This is a genomic window from Psychroserpens luteus, from assembly GCF_015319355.1.
In the GTDB taxonomy this organism is placed as follows: Bacteria; Bacteroidota; Bacteroidia; order Flavobacteriales; family Flavobacteriaceae; genus Psychroserpens; species Psychroserpens luteus.
Window position 1 is genome coordinate 35,203 of record NZ_JADILU010000001.1, and the last position, 21,254, is coordinate 56,456.

A 21,254-nucleotide genomic window follows, 5' to 3' on the forward strand; every position below is an offset into this window, starting at 1 on the left:
TAAATAAACTATTCTTCATTTACAACCTTTATCGATTGTAAAAACTCAGAAAACGAATTAGCGACTTTTTGAGGTGCCTCATCTGAAAAATAAACAAATATCTGTCCATAGTTTTCTTCCTGATAACCCATTGCCAAGTAACCTCCCTCAATGTCTCCAAAAGAAAAGTATTTAGGATATAATATTGGGTTTTTAGACTCAAAAAAAAATTTTAACTTATCAAGTTCTTTAAAGCCTCCTAATTCATATTCACTTCCGTTATATTCCAAAATATAACTTTTAGTCCAAGAAACCCTACCTCCATTATATTTTAGCATATGTGTTTTGTAGTCTTCTGGCAATATAGCTCCTAGAGCACTTTCTAAATTTTGTAAATCAGATAAGCTGATCAAATCTTTTGTTGTATTAAATTCTAACATAATTAATGTTTTTTTAATTGATTATTACTTCCCAGTGACGAAAGCACAGACTAAGAAAATCATCTTAAAATTCATGAGCTTACTATTAAACTTGTATTTTCTACTTATATCTCTAAAATATAAAACCTACAATGAATACATTGTAGGTTTTGATTGCTTAATCTTACCGTCACTCGTCACAGACGAGCGCTAGCAGGAGGTTAGTTTGGGTTAATTTTTAACCATTTCTTCTCTATTGAGTCCCACTCCAAAGAATTAGTCCAATTATCTTCAATTATGTTTTCTATTCCTTCTTTTAATGAATTACCAATTATAAAATAATAATCTCAAATAAACTTTTTCATCGCTATCAATATATACAGAATAATGATCAGGATGAAAATAACCTAAAGGAAACAATTTTTTATTAAACTCATATTGAGCTTCATTTATAATTTCTTCTGCAGACACCTCTTCAATGTGCAGTTTATTAATAACATCAGAATCATAAGGCTTACAGTCCTCAATAACTAAATCCCCATATTCAAAAAGAAATTCTCTAGCTGTTTCTGGAAAATCACTAATTGTATTAACATTTAAATACTTAGAAGAGACATTTCTATCTGAGTACCATCCAGCATTTTTTAATTGTTCTTGTACTTTATTTTTAAATTTCATTTTGTTTGTTTTTAATTAAAATAAAAGCACACATTTATAAAGATGTGTGCTTTTTAAAAATAATTTATAGGTATGGATTACAAATCCGCGCAATCGGGTAATGGGTCTATTATATGCTAAAAATCATTTATGGAGCTAACACCTAAAAACTCCTCTAAAGAATTACTAATTAAAATTGGCTCTAAATCATCATGTCTGAATAAAAAAATCTTTCCACTACTGTCATCATCAGACAAACTAAAAGTAATTATATGCCCCACAGGACTGTTTGCGAAAGGTAAATATTCTTCAGGAATAATCTGTTCGACTACCTGTAAAGTATTTATCATGTCTTCCATTTTTAAATCGCCATATTTAATACTAAAAAAATCATATTCTTCTTCAGTTTTTTCTATAACTCCTCCATTATATTTTAAAAACAATTGTTTAAGGTTCTCAGGTAGAGATCTATTTGTTTGCTCTTCAAAATGAGTAATATCAGTTGTACTTATTGTTTTTTCAACTTCTGTTATTTTTGTTTTCATATTTCTAAAACACAAAAGCCACAGTAATTAAACTGTAGCTTTTTGGTTTGTTTTACCATCCATTACCGTCACTCGTCACAGACGAGCGCTAGCAGGAGAAAGCTAGCAAGAATATTAATTTGTAGGATTTTCAGTAATTGAAAATTCTATTTCTTTAATTTCAATTATTTTATTTAACATTATGCGAACGTTATTTGCTCGTTCAATATTTTCTTCTCCGCTTAATAAAGTAAAATTAATTTCAATAGCTAACGGACAGATTTTGTGATAATTATTTTCCCATTCATCTCCAACTCTAAATTGTTTACGAATACAAAGATAATCTATCAAATCATCTCCTTTACCAATAAAAACATATGGTCCTTCATCTTCTGAAAAATTATCATCTCTTGTTAACTCAATTGCTAATTCCTCTGAGATTAAACCTGCTAATTGTTCTGCATCAGAATTTATATACCCGTAAATTGAATATACCATTTTTTTTGTGCTCATAATTTAAAATTTTATAGTGTAACTTTTTCTAACCTTGTTATTCATTTCTGCAACAGTATTGTATACTCTAAAATTAACCTCTCTTGCGTATTTTTTTTGAAGAGATATTATTAATTTTTCAAAACCTAGTTTTTTCATTTCCTCAAGTTTTAAAGGTATAGAATAACCCCTATTTGATTTTGCTAAACCTAAATCTAGAGCTTTCTCTAATAATTCTTTACTTACTATCCCAACATCAAAATCACTTTTTCTTCCAGTATCAAATATTTTACCGGTTTCATAACTTTTTCCTGTTACTGAGCTTCCTTGCATGTAAACTTTTACATTTTTATAACCTTTGACCGTAAAAGTATTATAAATTTGAACTCCAAATTGTTTTAGTTCTTCAAAACTTTTAAACCCATAAATAGGGGAATTTCCCAATAACCTTGAATAAATACTACCTTCTGCAACTTCATCTAAATATTTTTGAGTATTCTTTGATGAATTCCCTCCTTTTTTACTAATATCTTCGATTTTATTTAAAAAACCTTCAATAGCTGATTTAGTGCCTTCAAAAACAGTTTTATCTCCTTGCTTTATAGCATAAATTGCGCCATCAACCCCTTGAACGATAACTTTTTCAGTATTTGGATCTAGCTTTTGAACAATAATAACTCCTAAATCTAAAAGTAAATCTAGAACCGCTTCAAAACCTTTAAATAATTGGTTTGCTGCTTTTGTTAAACTAGCCAACAACTCATCCATCCAAGCCATCAAACTCTTTAAGTGTTTTGGGATTTGTTTAGCAAAACCCTTTAAAGCTTCTATTGCCTTTAAAAAGGATTCAATTGAAAAACTTACAAATCTTTGAGCTTTATTTGCTGTTGCTTTTACTGTTCTTCCAATAGCTTTACCAAGTTCTACATACGATTTTACAGCACCTTGAATACCTTTTGCTAAAGTCCCAACACCTGCAGTTGCCATAAAAATAGCAACCTCTTGTGCTACAAAACCAATAATATAACCTGTATAATAACCAATGGCATCATAGGGCAAGGAGCTTTCTTCTTCTGGTATTTCTGGTTCAGCTTTACTTCCTTCTTCTGTAAAAAACTGAATTGCTTTTTGAATAGCAATAACACCCAATTTACCAACTGTTTTAATAATAAATAATTGAAAATTGATGAATGCTTTTAAGTTTTCTAATGTAAACACAGAAGCAACTAGAGAAATCAAGTTTTCAAATGATTCTAAAACTAAACCAAGATATGAGTTGGTTTTGTTTGCAACGTCTTCTGCTAATTCTGTTAAAGAATACAAGCCCTTACAAATCAATCCTAAAATTTCAAAAACAGACTTTAATAAATCAACTATACTATTAATAATACCAACTAAAAGAGCATTAAAAAACTCAAATGCATTTTTTAAAAACTCAAATATCGAGGATATTACGCCTTCTAAATAATTTGGAATTTCTTCTATAAAACGTAACAAACCATCTAGTCTATTTCCTATAAAATGTTTTGTTAGTTTATTGTTTTTTAGTTTTCTAATCAATTTTTTTATGGGCTTAGCCATAGGGTCAATAAACTTGTTATTAATTTTATTGGTCCATTTTTCTACATTACTTTCATTTGTTAACAATCCATAACCAGGTAAAATAGGGTCATATTTTGTGTTTAATTCGCCATCTATTGTAGCTTTCCAGCTGTTTTCATTTAATCTCAGCCCTTTATCAATTTCATCAGCAATATCATACATAATTTCACCAATAGGTTGTAATGTAAATCCTGCAACAACCTTAATAAATGAAGCGCCTAATCTTGGTAACCATAAAAAGATATTTTCATTATTTAAATCTTCATAATACTTAGAAATTAAATCACTTAAAGCAGCCATGTTTAATGATGGGTCACTTGTGTAAGCCCTCATGATATTGGCTAATTCTAATTTAGGGTAGATAGACGTACTATCTATTCTATTTCCTGATAGGACTCTAAACACAGATCCAAAAAGATTGGTGCTATCATCTTTTTCTGCAAAAATGACTAGCTCGCTACCTTTTACATTATTTATTTGTTGATAAGCACGTTCTAATTTTGCACCATCACTACTTACAAATACCGTAATAAATGCATCTGATCTTTCTGTTGGTATTATTCTTTCCTCTGGTGCAATTGTGTCTTCTATTTCTTGTGTTGATCCATTTGATGCTCCTGAAGCGGTAATCACAACTTCTTGTAGTTCAATAGTTGCATTTACTTGTAAATGTAATTTACCATCAATACGATAATAATCCATATCAAGATCGCCATATTGTACTTCTTGATCTAGTGTGAGAAAAAATGTTAATTGGTCTGCTTGAATGTTACCTTCTGGAGATAAATTATATGAATTAATCATAAAGTCTCCATATTCTCCACTTAGTCTATCTCTAGTTTTTGCTATCCATTGGCCAGTTTCTTCATTTTGATATATAGAAATGTATTGATTAGTACTACCGTATAACTCATCTTGAGGCACCAGCATTTTTTCTTCATCTGAGAACACTACAATTGATCCAAAATTGGTTTTATGCCTAAAATAAGCATCACCATATGTGTTTGTATTCATTGTCTATTGTTTTAATTGTTAAACTTTTTTTACATAAAAACAAACCTCATCCTGTTCCGCTTTCTAATTAAAGAAAGCGGAAGGATAATTGCACTGATTAATTAACCAGCTAATATTAAAAGGATAAGGATTGCTAATAGTATTACACGACGTCGTCTATAGCGTTTTTAAGTGCTTCAATAGAGATTTGTGCGACTATTTGTCTTGGGTTAGTATCTGTGTTTAATTGAAGATTACCATTCACAATATCGATGTTCTCAATGTGTCTTACTTCATCATCTTCTGATCCACCAATCTCTGCGTCATTAAGATCTAATTCTTGCGACTGTGGCACCTCATCTGGATTTTCAAAATCTGATAAATCCTCAATAGATGGTAATGCTTTTGTGACATTTAAACCAATACTTTGTGCTTGTAAGATGGTTAATGCTGTTGGTACTCGTGTTGGCCACGCTTTACCTAGCTTTTCACCTTCTGGTTGACGTAATTCGTCTATAAGAGACAAGTATAATTCATCTTCTATAACTGGGACTTCGCCACCATTCCAAATCTGACCCGTTTGCATGTAATAACGAACTGCTTCTTCAAAACCTGGTCTTACAGTGATGATAACTCTAGCCATACCTGCTTGCATGAAGTTTCTAAACAATGGATCGTTAGACTCATCAAACTGATATAAACTTGACCAATCTTGACGATTTCCCCAATAATAAGGGTACAGGTTGTAAGACATAATATCCCACTCAAAAGCTTGCTCCATAAACTTCACAAATGCTACGTAATTATCTAAAGCTTCATTTACATTTACTTCTAGATTACTAAAGTTTTGAGTACCTCCTCCATTTGTAGTAAACATATTAGATTTGCCATACGTGTTTTTTGCACTTGGATCTTGATCTATTAAATACGAAATACAGTTTTTACGTAAAATCTTATTCTCAAACTCACGATAGAACCCTGGGTTTGTCCCTTTTATTTGGATACCATTAACTTTTTCTACAGCTAATTTTTCATTGTAAGTTGCTAAAGCATCTTCATAAGCATCTATAATTGACTTAAAGGTTTCTTGCTTCCATATTTGTTTTGCTTCAGATGTTAAACTACACTCAGCAACAACGGTCATGCTAAAAGTACCACAGTCAAAAGCCTTATAAGCTACTGCTAACTCTTGTTGAATGCCTCCTAAATTATTAAAATCAATTCTTTCTTCATTAAAATGACTACTCCATTGTTTGTTGTAATATTTGTCTCCAATATTAATAGTTACTCCTGAAGCTTCTATACCACTAGGGTGAAAATCATATGAAAGACTTGCTTTTGCTTTATTTACTTCATAACCTTCTGGGATTCTTATTTCCCCTTTTCCTGATGTATAATAACCTGTGGTTGTGTTATTACCGTCGAACCCTTTAGAAACAGATAAATTAAGTTTACGCATTGGAGTGAACTCAACATTATACTTGCTAGACCAATACTTTAAATTAGTGTCTGTTAATTCAGAAAAGTCTTTTAATTTAAAACTTGTAGATTTTCTTGGATCTACTGGCTCCACCAACATATTATTGTCTTCATTATTGCCAATCATACCAAGTTTATGTAATTTTCCTGGTTGAGGTACCATAAATTCAAACATCAAACGTTTACCGTAGTTCACAATTTGATTCTTGAAGATTTTATCTACCCAACGGAATACACCAACCACATGTTTATCTCCTTTACGGTTATCAAAACCATGAGAGTTGTTCTCTTCAAATTCTTCAACGATTTTTTCAATACGTTCTTCTTTTACTTTAGACACAATTCTATCTAGTGCACGTTCTGTGATATCTTTAGAGTTTGTCACTGCTTGTCGCGTACTTTCTTCTTTTGAATTATGGGAAGCAAAACTAGCACCAGCATTTAGTATAAGTTTTCCTGCTAAACCTGTATATTGAACGTTTGCAGAAGCGCCAAAATCTGTACTATTAGCAATTACTTTAGACACTTCATTTTGCATTTCAAAACGTTCAGTAGATGTGGTGTCTGAAAGTTGTTCTCTTTCACTTTCCGAAGAACTTGTAAACGTTTCTTCTTTACTACGTAATCGTCTTGTGCTTCGCTCTTTAAACTCACGAGCCATGATGTTTTCAATATGAGCAACATCACCTTCAACATAACCTTGTGTAGATTGCTCTACTTTGTTATAATCTGCAATACCCAATTGTTTTACACCAAAACCGCTTGGCACAAAAGGTGTCTCGTTAGTTGTTCCTGGATTTAATGAATCATCACCATCATTTGGATCTACAATATCTCCAATTAACGTTCCTGAAGTACATGTTCTCAATATGAAATCTGGTGTACTAAATGTTTTAACAACACCATTGGTAAATGTTATGGTTCCAGAGAATGACTCTAATTGAGATTGTTCTGTAATGAAAGGCCAACCAATATTAATGTTTCTCAAGAAAATAGTATTCCCAAATCTAATAACTGAATAAGATGAAGCTCCATTATTACTGTAATCTTGATCTGTACGCTCTAAGGTATAATCAAAATTAGCCACTTGCCAAGAGGTATCAGGAACCACAATAGATAAATCGGCATTAAACTTTAGACCAAATGGAGGTTTTATTATAGATTTAGAACATAATTGATAACTAAAATTTGGTAATGAATTTGATGTGTCTACAGGAATTAAAACACCTCCAACACTTACTAAAGTATGTCCTTCTTCTTCTGTATTATCCACAATAGTGTCATCATTTCCTGAAATCACATCTTGAATAAAACCATCAACATCTGCAAAACCTTCATAATTTTCTGAGAATGTATCAAATTCTGGTTCTGCGAGTCTTGCAGATTTTTCTGAAACATTATTAGAATCTAATGCTACCAAACTTGATAACGTTTCAAAACTTTCAGCACTCAATTTAGCTTCTAAGAATTTAAAATCTAATTCTGGTCTAAAATCAAATACAAATTCTGGTAATTCTGGTTCAGAAACCATATTTGGTTGATTACAAGGATCATTTGGATCATAATCAACATTTGGATCTTTTATCTCACACCATTTTACTTTTTCTACTTCTACATCACTTGCATATTGATCTAAAATAGGTTTAATCTCTTTTTGATAATTTTTTTCTGCAGCTTCTAAAGCACTAGATTTTTCTTTTTGATAAGATTTTTCAGCACGCTTTAGCTCTTTAGAAAGTAAGCTCAATTGTTGATTGTGAAACTCTGCTTGAGCAATGCTTTGTTGTTTTGCCATCACAATTGTAGGAACAGAGCTAAACGCTTGTGTTTCTTTTGTAGAGGCTTTTTTTGCGTTAGCATTATCTGTTTCTCCTTCACCAAATAAAGGTTTAGGTAGCACGACTTTAGCATTAATTAAAGCTTTGATCTGTTCTTTATCTCCTTTAAAATTTGAAAGTAAATGGTTAGCAATTAAAAGCTGAATAATTGTTTCTTTAGCATAAAACTCTTTTTGGGTTACGGTTTGATAAAAAAGGTTATCCCATAATCTTCCTAAAACATCTTTATCTTCAATTGCTCCTATACCTTGTGCTCTTTCTAATAACTCTTCAGTTTTAAAAGAAAGACGGTTTTTAGCAATCCAAATAGATAATTCATATAATTTAGAATCTATCTTTTTAATGTTGTCAGCTGATAAAGCTGTAAATGAATTGGCTGCGGTTTTTAAAGCCTGCCATTTTGATGTTCCTGCTGTAAGATTAGTAATTGCAGCATCAAAATCTCCTTTTTTAACAGTATCATCTCTAAAAATAAATCCATCTTTTGACTTATTATCATCTGTTAATTCTGGTGCTCTCATCGATACAAATCGAAAGAGCGTGTTTTTAATTTCTGTACTCATTTTGTAATTGTTTATGTTATTAATATTAAGCGCAATTAAGCACTGTTATCGTTTCGCTTTTCTAACAGTTCACCTAATTTTGAAGCCATTTAAACTTCAATGCAAAACCTTAATAATTAAGGCATAAACGTTCATCGTAGTTCAACATAATGTTGAATCCGTAACCATCGTAGATTTTTAAAAGAACATCTCATGTTCTTCAAATCTTAATAAATGCTGTAATAATCACACAAATGTTTGATTTTTGAGTAATTTTCGTATCTTAGCATTAAATTAGAGTACAAATATAAAACATTTTACAAATTATACAAAACAAATTGCAAAATAATTTTGTAAAAAGTTTTAATTATTAACTTGAGTATTATGGAATCAATAGACGAAAAAATTACTGCCATTATTAATCACTTTCACCTTAATAATTATGCGTTTTCAAAACGTATTGGAGTGACAGGAACAACCATAGACAGTATAGTTAACGGGAGACCACAAGCAGATGGCTCTCGCAAAAAAACAAAACCTGGTTATGATGTACTTTCTGCAATTATTGATGAGTTTCATATCAATCCTGATTATCTCTTCGGAAAAAGTCCAGTCATGTTAAAGTCGGAAATTGTAAATACTCCAACATATTCTGGAATGCCAAAAGTGATTTCTACAACACCTGAAGGTGAAGAAAATGTAGTTTACGTTCCCGCAAAAGCAAGAGCTGGTTATTTAGATGGTTATGGAGATGCAGAATATATTGAAACCTTACCTGCGTTTCACATGCCTCAATTAACCAATGGGACTTTTAGATGCTTTGAGGTTCAAGGTAACTCTATGGTGCGTACTTTTTTTGATGGTGATATGGTTTTTGGTCGTTATGTTGAAGATTTTAAAGACATCAAAGATGGTCGTGTATATATTATTATTAGTAAAAATGATGGAGTCGTTTTAAAACGTGTAATTAACCGTATTGAAGAACGAGGTAAACTCATCTTAAAAAGTGATAATAAGGACGGAAACTATCCTACATTTACTATAAATGCTGAAGATATTATGGAGGTTTGGTACGTCACGATGTTTGCTTCTAAACAAATGCCAGAGCCTGTAGATGTATACGATAGGCTTCATGAGCTCGAAAGTAAAATTGTAGACCTAGAACAAATTGTATCGCTAAAATCTAAAAACTAGATGTCATTTTCTTACCCTAAAAAAGAAAAGCTTAAAAGCCAGAAATTGATCGAGCAGCTGTTTTCCGAAGGGAAATCGGTTAGCGCTTATCCGTTGCGTATGGTGTATCTAAAAACAGAATTTGAAGATGACACTCAGTTTAAAACTGGAGTCTCTGCAAGTAAGCGTAATTTCAAAAAAGCGGTGGATAGAAATCGCATCAAACGCTTGTTAAGAGAAGCTTACCGACTAAATAAAGCTACATATTTTAACAACATATCGTCATGTTATACGTTAATGATTTTGTACATTGGTAAAGATGGAACGGATTTTGCTTCCGTAGATAAAAAAATGAAACAACTTTTAGAGACATTTTCTAAAAAAGTGTCACCTGAATAAATAATAATATCCTAATGAAAAAACTACTACAAAAACGTGTTTTAGTTCCGCTTTTAGCACTCACTATATTTTTTGGTGGTACTGCTTTTAAAAGTGACTTTTTCGAAATTGCCAAGCAAATAGAAATTTTTACAACGCTTTTTAAAGAACTCAACATGAATTATGTTGATGACACCAATCCTGGAGACTTGATGGATACTGCAATTAAGAGTATGCTTGCAGATTTGGATCCTTATACAAATTACTATAACGAGCAAGATGTAGAGTCTGCAAGAATCAATAATGCAGGAGATTATACGGGTATTGGAGCTAATGTTTTAACGCTAAAAGACAGATTGGTTATTGTTGAGCCTTACAAAGATTATGCAGCAGATAAAGCGGGTTTAAAAGCTGGAGATGAGATTATCAAAGTAGATAATGTTACGGTTGCAGATTTTAAAGATGACGCAGGAAACTTATTACAAGGTGGAGCAGGTACCAGTGTTGAGGTCACTTACATTAGACAAGGTAAAACAGAAAATGCGACCATACAACGAGAGGCTGTAGATATTCATGCAGTACCTCATTACTCTATGGTGAATGAAAATACGGGTTATATTGTTCTTCGGAAATTTAACGAAAAAACATCAACTGAGACAAAAAGCGCACTTAGAGATTTAAAGAATCAAGGTGCTAAAAAACTGATTTTAGATTTACGTGGAAATCCAGGTGGATTATTAAGAGAAGCTGTTAATGTGACTAATATTTTTGTGCCTAAAAATCAATTGGTAGTTACCACGAAATCTAAAGTAGAAAAGTATAACAAAACCTACTACACAAAAAACGAACCTATGGATACAGAAATTCCTTTGGTTGTTTTAATTGATGGATCTAGTGCCTCTGCAAGTGAAATTGTATCTGGTGCTTTGCAAGATTTAGATCGTGCAGTGGTTATTGGAGCTCGTAGTTTTGGAAAAGGACTTGTACAACGTCCTAAAAAATTAACCTACGGAACGCAAATGAAAATTACAATCTCTAGATATTACACACCTTCTGGACGTTGTATTCAAGCACTTGATTACTGGAACCGTGATGAAAACGGAAAAGCAACACGTACCAAACAAGAAAATTATAATGCCTTTAAAACTAAAAAAGGAAGAACAGTTTATGATGGAGGAGGCGTTCAACCAGATTTAGAATTGGATGAAACTAAATTAAGTCCTATTACGAAAGCTATTATAGATGAAAACTTAATTTTTAAATATGGAACAGAATACTATTATAAGAATGCTGTAACAGATTTAAAGAATTTTAAATTAAATGATTCAGATTTTAAAAATTTTAAAAACTTCTTAAAAGCAAATAATTTTAGTTTTGAAACACAAACTGAAAAAGCTTTTGCAACTGCACTTTCTGTTGCTAAAGAAGAAGAATTGAATACTGAAATAAACACGGAATATTCTAACTTAATTTCATCTTTAAACGCTTATAAAAATAAAGCTATTGATGACAATAAAACACAATTACTGGCATTACTATCTGATGAGATTGTAAAAAGATATTTCTATCGTGAAGGTTTATACACTTATTATGTTGCTAATAATTTTGAAATTCAAAAAGGTGTAGAAATACTTAAAAATCCTTCTACTTATTTAGGATATTTAGATTAATAACAACACTCAATTTAACTAAAACATTAAAAAAACTCTATATTTATTTTTTGTTTTAATACTAATATGAAAAAACTACTACTTATAACGCTTCTGTTTTCACAACTTTTGATTGCTCAAAAGGAGATGACACATGAAGTGTATTTTGAAACAGATAAATTTGAAGTACCTCCAACTGAGCACAATAGACTATTGATGTTCCTATCTGAAATTGAAAGCATGGATATCGCCAAAATTTCTATCTACGGATTTACAGACGATAGAGGAACTGATACTTATAATTTAAAACTGTCACAAGATCGTGCTAATTCTATAAAAACTATTTTTTCTAATAATGAATTCGATGAATCTGTTATTACCAATGTTGATGGTAAAGGTGAAATTTTACTTAAACTCATTAAAGAAAATGATTTAAACAAAATACGTGGTCTTAATCGTAAAGTAGAGATTATTGTATCGTCTGTATTTCCTCCAAAGACAAAAGAATCTCCAGAAGTAGCAGAAGCTAAAAAAAGAGAAGCTACAGAGCTTTTAAAAGGCGAATTAAAAGCAGGAGATAAGTTTGAACTCAATAATATTTTATTTAAAACGGGTTACAGTAAATTATTACCTGAATCTAAAGAAACACTCAAGGAATTAGCAGAAATTCTTGTAGAAAGAAAAGATCTTTATTTCACTATTCAAGGTCATGTATGTTGTACAAAAAATAGTAGAGATGCTATAGATCGTAAAACTAAAAAACGTAATCTCTCAGTTGCCAGAGCAAAATTCATCTACGATTATCTAGCAAAACAAGGTGTAAATAAACGACGTATGAAATATGTTGGGATGCGTAGAAAATTTCCGTTAGGAGGTGAACCTAAATTAGATCGTCGTGTGGAGATTTTGATTACTTATGTTGGTCAAACTACCAGCAGAAGCGATAATTAAGTTTTAATCATCCCAATATGTGGAATGCCATCTTCAAGGTACTCCTCACCTACTTCAAAAAATTCTAGATTGTTATAGAAACGTTTTAAATACGTTTGTGCAGAAATTTTAATTTTGGTTTCATTATAATGTGATTTTATAGCTTTAATAGAAGCGTACATAATATCATAACCATATTTATGTTCGCGTTCTTTATCACTAACCACTACTCTACCAATGCTTGCATATTTAAAATAATCACCTGGTTTAAATAGTCTTGTATAAGCGACAACTTTGTTATTTTTAAAACCAATAACATGTAAAGCTTTTTGATCTTTCCCATCTATATCTTGATAAACGCAATCTTGCTCAACAACAAAAACTTCACTTCGTAATTGGAGAAGATCATAGAGTTCTTGAGTTGTAAGTTCTTTAAAGGTTTTTACTTTTATGTCTATCATAGTTTTAGTTTGTCATTGCAGGGAGCGTGCGACGTGGTAATCTCATTTTCTTATTATGGATTCCGCATCATGTGCGGAATGACAGTTCTAGTTAAATTAGTCTTGCACAATCACATCTTTATCTCCACATTTTCCATATTCTGGTTGGATGTTTACATGGTTTATTCCGAAGTTATGAAACACCAACTCCTCTACCTCATGTAATATTTTATCAAATTGAGATAAGGTAATATCCTCTTCAAAATCGATATGCGCTTCTAAATGAATTTCATCTTCATTTAATTGCCAAATATGAACGTGATGCACATTTCTTATCGCTTTTATTTGCTGAATATCCATGACAATATCTTTCACAGCAATTTCATCTGGAGTAAATAACATTAATACTTTAAATGAGTCTTTCAATAGATCATAACCCATATAAATAAGATATAAAGCTATTGCAAAAGTTAACACACTATCCACCCAAAATAATTGGTAATATTTCATTAATAATCCGCCAATTAAAACTGCAACACTTGCCATCATATCTGTTAATAGATGGAGGTATGCACTTTTCATATTCATATTAGATTTACTATCCTTTTTAAGAAGAAGTACACTAAACCCATTACCTAAAATTGCAATAAATGATAACCAAATAACTAGATCAGATTCAACCTCTTGCGGATTCTTAAAACGCTTAACTGCTTCAATAATTAATAAAATAGCAACAATAATTAAGGTTGCAGCATTAATGAAAGCTGCTAATATTTCGGCACGTTTATAACCAAATGTTTTCTGAAAAGACGCTTCCCGTTTTGAAAGTCGGTTAGCAATATAACTAATGATTAAAGAGATAACATCGCTAAAATTATGAAGCGCATCACTTAATAGAGACAAACTTCCAGAGAGTAATCCACCAATAACTTGCGCAACAGTAATAACGATGTTTAAAAGAATAGAAATAATAAGATTTCTACCTTTTAAATCATCATGAGAATGTGAGTGATTATGAGAATGCGAGTTACTCATATATTAACAAGAAACTGGTATTTTATCTATACGGTTTTGATGACGACCACCTTCAAATTTTGTATTTAAAAATGTATCCACAATTTGAATAGCTTGTTGCAATGCAGTAAATCGTGCAGGAATACAACAAATGTTTGCGTTATTGTGTTGTCTGGTGAGCTCTGTAATTTCCTTAGTCCAACAAATACCAGCTCTTACGTTTTGGTGTTTGTTTGCGGTCATTGCAACTCCGTTACCACTTCCGCAGATTAAAATTCCGAAGTCAACTTTTTTATCTGCGACATCATTAGCAACAGGATGTACATAATCTGGATAATCTACACTGTCATTTGAGTTTGTACCGTAGTTATTAACAATATATCCTTTAGCCTCTAAATGTGCTACAATAGCTTGTTTATACTCAGTTCCTGCGTGATCGTTACCTATAGAAATAGTCATAATTTAAGTGTGTTGTTTAAAACCTTAAAGTTAATAATTGCTAATAACAATACCACATGATGATTCATATAGTTATTCATAACATTTAAGTTTGATGTAGAAGTCCTTTTCTTCGGAAATAGGCTCTGTTAACATCTATAGACATTTGCACTCATTACTTGTTAATAACTGTTCACAAGTCTTTAAAACTAAAATTAGGATTATCCAGTAATTTTCACAATCACAGACTTAAAGTTGATAACCTAAAAAGTTAGTCACTTTTTTTAGTGAAGTTATTAGCATTCATATTATGAGATACCAACACAAAGTTTATAAATACTTATTAAGTTTGAGTTGTCAACATAGGTTATTAACACCTGTTAATAGCTTTGTAAATTCTCTTTATAATGAGGACTTTAAATGTAAAGTTAATGTTAACTACATATTAAGTAATTATGATAAGTCATATATCAAAGCAAAGTTGAATAAAGTTATAGCCACTATTAACACACTATAATAACCACCATTTTATTTTTTAAATTTTAAAAGAAAAATGTTGTTATGTATATATATGTTGATAACTACAAATTTTAAAGCGAATTAAAAAGATTCTCTATATTTGAAAGAAACTACTACAGTTATGAAAAAAATTACTTTACTTTTTTTATTGCTACCTTTTTTAGGGTTGAGTCAGGTTCAGATTGGTCAGGGTATTTATGGTTTAGAAGAAGGTGATAGTTCAGGTAGATCTGTTAGTATTTCTTCTAATGGTAATATAGTGGCTATTGGTGCTTTAGGAGATGGTCTTGGAAATGATATAGGCTATGCTCGAGTATTTGAAAATCAATCAGGAAATTGGGTGCAACTTGGGAATACTATAGAGTCTGTTGATTTTAATGATTCATTTGGAGCATCATTAAGTCTATCATCTGATGGTACAATTTTAGTAGTAAATGCTCACAATAGTAATGAAAATGGATACGATACTGGTAAAGTTCAAATATTCCAATACGATGGAACTAATTGGAATCAATTAGGTCAGTCGATAATTGGACCTAATTCATTTGAAATTGGTTTTGATGTTGATATTTCAGATGATGGAGGTATAATAGCTATTAGTAGTAAAGAAAAAGATAGAGTTTATATTTATAGTTTTAATGGTAGTAGTTGGAATTTACTAGGTAATGTAATAAATGGAGAATTTTTAGATGATTGGGCAGGTTATTCTATTAGTTTATCATCAGATGGAAGTAAAATTGCTATAGGTGCAATTTTTAATGATGGTAATGGAAATAATTCTGGTCAAGTTCGAGTATACGAATATAATGGGATGGATTGGTTTCAATTAGGTAATGATATAGATGGAGAAGCTCCTTTAGATGGTTTTGGTGTAGATGTAAGTTTGTCGTCTTCTGGAAATACTCTTGCAGTAGGTGCTTCTGGAAATGAAAATGGTACTGGACACGTAAGAGTATTTCAGTATAATAATAGTAATTGGATACAGATAGGTAATGATATAGATGGTGAAGTTATTGATGAATTTTTTGGAAGTTCGGTAAGTTTATCTTCAGATGGTGGTATAGTTTCTATTGGAGCTCCTGGTAGTTATGGAAATAGTAGTAATACTGGCCATGTACGTGTGTATAAATATCAAGTTGATAACTGGCTGAAAGTAGGAGAAGATATAGATGGTGATGTTACACCTGATGTATTTGGAATTTCTGTAGGAATTTCAGATAATGGTGAAATAATAGCCATAGGGTCTAGCGTTGGAAATGATATGAATTTTGGTCAAGTCAGAGTCTACAGTATAGCTTCAGAACTAGCAATACTAGAAGTAGTCGAAGACATTCTAGGAAACACAAATGGTATCAATATTACAGCAGATCAACTAAATAGCATCAACGGAGTTTCTGGAGCAATTGAAGGAGTTAATTATACAACAGCTTTAAGTAACGGAACATTTGTAGATGAAAACAATCCAACAGCTGCAGAGATACAAGCTATTATTAATCAAGTAAATGATGCTTTAAGTGTAAATGAAATAGATTTATTTAACTTCAAACTCTACCCAAACCCAACAAAAAATCAATTCACAATTCAACTAGATATTTCATTAGAATTACAAAAAGTAACGATCTATAATATTTTAGCTCAAGCAGTTTTAATTTCCGAAGAAAAAATAATAAATACCTCAAAATTATCAAGTGGTTCTTATATTGTAGAGATATTAACAAACAAAGGGAAATCTTCTAAAAAGCTAATTATAGAATAGATTAAAAACTAATAGTAATACTAAAAGAGCTTTTAATTTAACAGCTCTTTTTCATTAATTTAACGGTTTAGAAACATGATTAAAAAATTAAACCGTAGATTTGCAGAAACTTAATACTTCTATTAATAAATTCACAATGCAAATTCAAAGTGAAAATATTAACTTCTTCACTATAAGAATTAAGTTATTAAAAACGATAAAATTCCTTATTTCAAAAGGAATAAATGATTACAAATTAAATGAGTAAAAAGAAACAAAGGAAACCTTCACATAACAAGATTTCCAACCTTACAAATACAATTCTAAGTATTTTAAAAAAAGATAGAAACTCCACTTTTAACTATAAACAAATTGCTGCTAAACTAGGTGTTAATGATGCCAGTAGTAGAAATCAAATTATAAAGAAACTCCAAGAACTCAAAGCTAAGCAAGAGATTGAAGAGGTAGATCGTGGTAAATTTAAAGCGATAGTAAATACAGAATATCATATAGGTCGTGTAGACATGGCATCTAGAGGTTCTGGATATATCATTTGTGACGATTTTGAAGATGATGTTTACATTGCTTCAAATAATATGAACAAAGCCCTTCATGGTGATGAGGTTGAGTTTTATGCGTACAAACGTAGAAAAAAAGGAAAGCTAGAAGGCGAAGTCACTAATATTATAAAACGTGCAAAAAGTGAATATGTTGGAGTAATCCAAATTCACGAGAAAAAGAATTTTGCTTTCGTCGTAGTTGATGGTAATAAAATGCACACAGATATTTTTGTACCTATCAATAAAATTAATAAAGCCGAAGATGGTGACAAAGTACTAGTATCTTTAGAAGAATGGCCAGAAAAAGCCGATTCTCCTTCTGGTAAAGTTCTTAAAGTTCTCGGTAAACCAGGTGAACATAATACAGAAATTCACGCTATTCTTGCTGAATACGGATTGCCATTAGAATTCCCACCAGAAGTAGAAGAGTTTGCTAATAAAATAGATTTAGAAATTAAACCTGAAGAAATAGCAAAACGTCGTGACATGCGTAAAGATTTAACCTTTACTATAGATCCAAAAGATGCTAAAGATTTTGATGATGCACTTTCATTTAAAGTATTAGATGATGGTTTATTTGAAATAGGAATTCACATTGCAGATGTTTCACACTATTTACAAGAAGGTACCATTTTAGATGATGAAGCTTACGAGCGTGCAACATCTGTGTATTTAGTAGATCGTGTTGTACCAATGCTTCCAGAAGTTTTATCAAATGGTGCGTGTTCATTAAGACCACATGAAGAGAAATACACATTCTCTGCAGTGTTTAAAATGAATGATAAAGCCGAAATTAAAGACCAATGGTTTGGTAGAACAGTGACCTATTCTGATGCACGTTTTGCATACGAAGAAGCACAAGCTATAATAGAAAATAATGTTGCATTATCTGGAGTTGATGTACTTAAAAATCCAAATAAAATAGATTTAACTATTCCTAAAGAGGTAGCTCTAACAGGAAAAGAATACAAAACATCTCAAGAGGTTGCTCAAGCAACATTAAAACTAGATGAACTTGCTAAAATCATGCGTGGTAAACGTATGAGTACAGGAGCTATTTCTTTTGATAAAGTTGAAGTAAAATTCAATTTAGATGAAGAAGCTAATCCGGTAGGAGTCTACTTTAAAACCAGTGAAGATGCTAATAAACTCATTGAAGAGTTTATGTTATTAGCTAACAAAAAAGTTGGAGAGTTTGTAGGTAAACAAAAGAAAACATTTATCTATCGTGTACACGATGAGCCAGATGATAGTAAACTTGCTGCATTACAAAATGTAGTTGGACGTTTTGGATATAAACTTAATTTTAAAGACAGAAAAAGTGTTGCATCATCATTAAATAATTTATTGAAAGATGTACACGGTAAAAAGGAACAAAACCTTGTAGATACCTTAACAATTCGTACAATGAGTAAGGCAGAATATTCTACTCATAATATAGGTCATTACGGTTTAGCATTTGATTATTACAGTCACTTTACCTCACCAATTCGTCGTTATCCAGATGTGATGGCACATCGTTTATTACAACTTTATTTGGATGGTGCACAATCTGCAAGCCAAGACGCTTATGAGGATAAATGTAACCACTGTTCTAGTATGGAATATCTAGCTACAAAAGCTGAAAGAGATTCTATCAAATACATGCAAATTCGTTTTATGGAAGATCATAAAAACGAAAACTTTGTAGGTGTAATTTCTGGTGTGACAGATTGGGGAATTTACATAGAAATCATAGAGAATAAATGTGAAGGTATGGTAAGTGTTCGTGATATGAAAGATGACCATTATACCTTTGATGAAGATCATTACGCACTCATTGGTAAAAAGTCAAAAACCATGTATCAACTAGGTGATGAAGTCGTTGTAAAGGTTAAAAACACAGATTTAGTTAAAAAACATCTTGATTTCACCTTGATTTGTAAACATATAGAAGATTAGAATTTTCACTTCGGAAATTTTAAAACATTACAATAATTGTGCTATTACATTAGATATTTATAACAGAATATTTAATTTAGTAGCACTTCTTTTTTGGTTGTAACATTTCCGAAGAAAAGAATACTAATATAAAAAAACAAACACATGATTTTAACGACTACAAATTCTATTGAAGGATTCAAAATAATTGAATATAAAGGGATTGTATCAGGTACTTCTTCAGAAATAAAAACAAAGTTTTCGTTTAAAACCGAAAAAAATATGCAAATGTTTGATGATCTCATAAGCGAGGCAAAAGAGAAAGCCTTTCAAAAAATGCAAACAAACGCAAGTCATCTTAAAGCAAATGCAGTAGTTGGGATTAGCTTAGATATAGAAACAGAAGCTGGTTCGTACTTTTTTGTAGTCGTTACTGGAACTGCTGTAACTGTTGCTTAATTTATATTTTATATTCATAACTGTAACAATTTGCATTCCATCTCATCTTTAATACACAATACAAACGTAAATACACTAAAATACAATTAAGATGAAAACTTTTATAACTGCTACATTAATATTTTTTACTGCTATTTTATCAGCTCAAAATCCTAAAGAAAAAGGAGTTGGAGACTTCAATGAAGTTAAAGTATATGACTTAATTGTTGTTAATCTTATTAAATCAGATGAAGCCAAAGTTGAAATTACTGGAGATGACATAGAAGATGTTGAGGTCATTAATAAAGGCGGAAAACTTAAAATCCGTATGAAATTAGACAAAACCTTCAATGGTACACATACTTTTGTTGCTGTATATTATACAACGTTAGACGTCATTGATGGAAATGAAGGTGCTTACATTACTTCAAATGAGCTTATAGAGCAAAACCAAATAGAACTTCGTGCACAAGAAGGTGCGCAGTTAAAAATAGGTTTAGATGTAGATCAAGTTAGTATTAAAGCAGTTTCTGGTGGAATTGTTGAAACCAGAGGTAAAGCAATCTCTCAAAATATTACACTTAATACAGGAGGTGTTTACGAAGGTAAAGCCTTTGAAACTAAAAATACAACAGTACAAATTGGAGCAGCTGGAGAAGCAGATGTTAACGCTTCAAAAACTGTTGACGCTAAAGTAACTGCAGGTGGCGATGTTTACATCTACGGAAACCCAGAGCACGTTAAAGAGAAAACCACATTTGGAGGTAGAATTAGTCGTGTTAACTAAACTACCAATCTAACGTAGTGAGTACGAGAGTTTTTTCTTAGCTTTGTAGGAAAGCTATTTTTTAACTATGTTCGATGATATTTTAGCAGCTATTCCTTTTGGAATAATCCTTGCGTTCACCATTGGTCCAGTATTCTTCGTACTACTTGAGACTAGTGCTACAAAAGGGTTTAAGAGCGCACTAATTTTTGATTTTGGAGTCATTTTTGCAGATATTATTTTTATTCTTCTTGCATTTTACAGTACAAATAAACTGGTAGATAAAATAAAGGACGATCCTAATTTTATTGTTTTTGGAGGTATTTTATTAGTAACCTACGGAACAATTTCCTTTGTAAAAACATCCAAATCATTTAAATCAATTGTTAGAGAATATCATAAAGTTGAAATTCAGAAAAATGCCTTCGGTAAACTATTTATAAAAGGATTTCTACTTAACTTTATTAACATAGGTGTCTTAATTGGCTGGCTTGGATTTATCGTTATTGGAAGCACTATTACAGAGTCTAAATATGGTGTAGAAGTTTTCATAGCTACAATGTTAACGGTCTATTTTCTAACCGATTTACTAAAAATTGCTGCAGCAAAACGTTTAAGAAACAAACTCACACCACGACTCATATTTAAAACCAAGAAAATTGTTGCTTTAGCAATTCTTGGATTTGGAGTGTTATTATTGGTACAAGGCTTTTTTCCGAAGGGAAAAGAAAGACTTCAAGAGGAAATAGAACATCGTTTATAACCATAT

At 31.3% G+C, this 21,254-nt stretch carries 18 protein-coding genes; 9 read left to right on the plus strand and 9 right to left on the minus strand.

Features of this window, described 5'->3' with window-relative positions; translation table 11 throughout:
* Positions 1-8 precede the first annotated feature (8 nt).
* The 6 genes from IM744_RS00195 to IM744_RS00220 form a co-directional block, all read right to left on the minus strand.
* Positions 9-419, minus strand: a complete 411-nt coding sequence (locus tag IM744_RS00195) for an SMI1/KNR4 family protein (protein WP_194506070.1) — start codon at positions 417-419, stop codon at positions 9-11.
* A 303-nt stretch (positions 420-722) separates the two neighbouring features.
* Positions 723-1,076 carry an SUKH-3 domain-containing protein gene (locus tag IM744_RS00200; protein WP_194506071.1) on the minus strand — a complete coding sequence of 118 codons (354 nt, stop codon included), beginning with the start codon at positions 1,074-1,076 and terminating at the stop codon, positions 723-725.
* A gap of 116 nt (positions 1,077-1,192) precedes the next feature.
* Positions 1,193-1,600: an SMI1/KNR4 family protein gene (locus IM744_RS00205; protein WP_194506072.1), complete on the minus strand. Its 408-nt coding sequence runs from the start codon at positions 1,598-1,600 to the stop codon at positions 1,193-1,195.
* Between the two features lie 114 nt (positions 1,601-1,714).
* Positions 1,715-2,092, minus strand: coding sequence for a hypothetical protein (locus IM744_RS00210; protein WP_194506073.1), 378 nt, complete (start codon positions 2,090-2,092; stop codon positions 1,715-1,717).
* A gap of 3 nt (positions 2,093-2,095) precedes the next feature.
* Positions 2,096-4,687: a hypothetical protein gene (locus tag IM744_RS00215; RefSeq protein ID WP_194506074.1), complete on the minus strand. Its 2,592-nt coding sequence runs from the start codon at positions 4,685-4,687 to the stop codon at positions 2,096-2,098.
* 142 nt (positions 4,688-4,829) lie between these two features.
* Positions 4,830-8,546, minus strand: coding sequence for a hypothetical protein (locus tag IM744_RS00220; protein ID WP_194506075.1), 3,717 nt, complete (start codon positions 8,544-8,546; stop codon positions 4,830-4,832).
* 363 nt (positions 8,547-8,909) lie between these two features.
* Between IM744_RS00220 and IM744_RS00225 the strand changes: the two genes are divergently transcribed.
* The 4 genes from IM744_RS00225 to IM744_RS00240 all read left to right on the plus strand — a co-directional run bounded on the left by IM744_RS00225 (position 8,910) and on the right by IM744_RS00240 (position 12,676).
* Positions 8,910-9,719: a LexA family transcriptional regulator gene (locus tag IM744_RS00225; RefSeq protein ID WP_194506076.1), complete on the plus strand. Its 810-nt coding sequence runs from the start codon at positions 8,910-8,912 to the stop codon at positions 9,717-9,719.
* Entirely contained in the window at positions 9,720-10,097 is a 378-nt protein-coding gene (rnpA, locus tag IM744_RS00230; RefSeq protein WP_194506077.1) for a ribonuclease P protein component, read from the plus strand.
* A gap of 14 nt (positions 10,098-10,111) precedes the next feature.
* Positions 10,112-11,746 (plus strand): S41 family peptidase, encoded by a 1,635-nt coding sequence (locus IM744_RS00235; protein ID WP_194506078.1) that lies wholly within the window; start codon positions 10,112-10,114, stop codon positions 11,744-11,746.
* Between the two features lie 66 nt (positions 11,747-11,812).
* On the plus strand, positions 11,813-12,676 hold the full coding sequence (locus IM744_RS00240; protein WP_194506079.1) for an OmpA family protein: 864 nt from the start codon (positions 11,813-11,815) through the stop codon (positions 12,674-12,676).
* On the opposite strand, the gene IM744_RS00245 is transcribed toward IM744_RS00240, so the two are convergent.
* The 3 genes from IM744_RS00245 to rpiB form a co-directional block, all read right to left on the minus strand.
* Positions 12,673-13,116, minus strand: a complete 444-nt coding sequence (locus tag IM744_RS00245) for a GNAT family N-acetyltransferase (RefSeq protein WP_194506080.1) — start codon at positions 13,114-13,116, stop codon at positions 12,673-12,675. The two genes, IM744_RS00240 and IM744_RS00245, sit on opposite strands and share 4 nt — an antisense overlap.
* Before the next feature lie 96 nt (positions 13,117-13,212).
* Positions 13,213-14,130, minus strand: a complete 918-nt coding sequence (locus IM744_RS00250; RefSeq protein ID WP_194506081.1) for a cation diffusion facilitator family transporter — start codon at positions 14,128-14,130, stop codon at positions 13,213-13,215.
* Positions 14,131-14,133: 3 nt separating this feature from the next.
* Positions 14,134-14,568 carry a ribose 5-phosphate isomerase B gene (rpiB, locus tag IM744_RS00255; protein ID WP_194506082.1) on the minus strand — a complete coding sequence of 145 codons (435 nt, stop codon included), beginning with the start codon at positions 14,566-14,568 and terminating at the stop codon, positions 14,134-14,136.
* A gap of 619 nt (positions 14,569-15,187) precedes the next feature.
* On the opposite strand from rpiB, the gene IM744_RS00260 reads away from it, so the two are divergent.
* The 5 genes from IM744_RS00260 to IM744_RS00280 all read left to right on the plus strand — a co-directional run bounded on the left by IM744_RS00260 (position 15,188) and on the right by IM744_RS00280 (position 21,248).
* On the plus strand, positions 15,188-16,822 hold the full coding sequence (locus IM744_RS00260) for a T9SS type A sorting domain-containing protein (RefSeq protein ID WP_194506083.1): 1,635 nt from the start codon (positions 15,188-15,190) through the stop codon (positions 16,820-16,822).
* A gap of 239 nt (positions 16,823-17,061) precedes the next feature.
* Positions 17,062-19,302, plus strand: a complete 2,241-nt coding sequence (locus IM744_RS00265; protein WP_194506084.1) for a ribonuclease R family protein — start codon at positions 17,062-17,064, stop codon at positions 19,300-19,302.
* A gap of 144 nt (positions 19,303-19,446) precedes the next feature.
* Positions 19,447-19,740, plus strand: coding sequence for a heavy metal-binding domain-containing protein (locus IM744_RS00270; RefSeq protein ID WP_194506085.1), 294 nt, complete (start codon positions 19,447-19,449; stop codon positions 19,738-19,740).
* A 91-nt stretch (positions 19,741-19,831) separates the two neighbouring features.
* Complete coding sequence (locus tag IM744_RS00275) at positions 19,832-20,506, plus strand: head GIN domain-containing protein (protein ID WP_194506086.1); 675 nt, start codon at positions 19,832-19,834, stop codon at positions 20,504-20,506.
* Between the two features lie 67 nt (positions 20,507-20,573).
* A complete protein-coding gene (locus IM744_RS00280; RefSeq protein WP_194506087.1) occupies positions 20,574-21,248 on the plus strand; it encodes a LysE family translocator in 675 nt (224 codons plus the stop codon).
* Positions 21,249-21,254 lie beyond the last annotated feature (6 nt).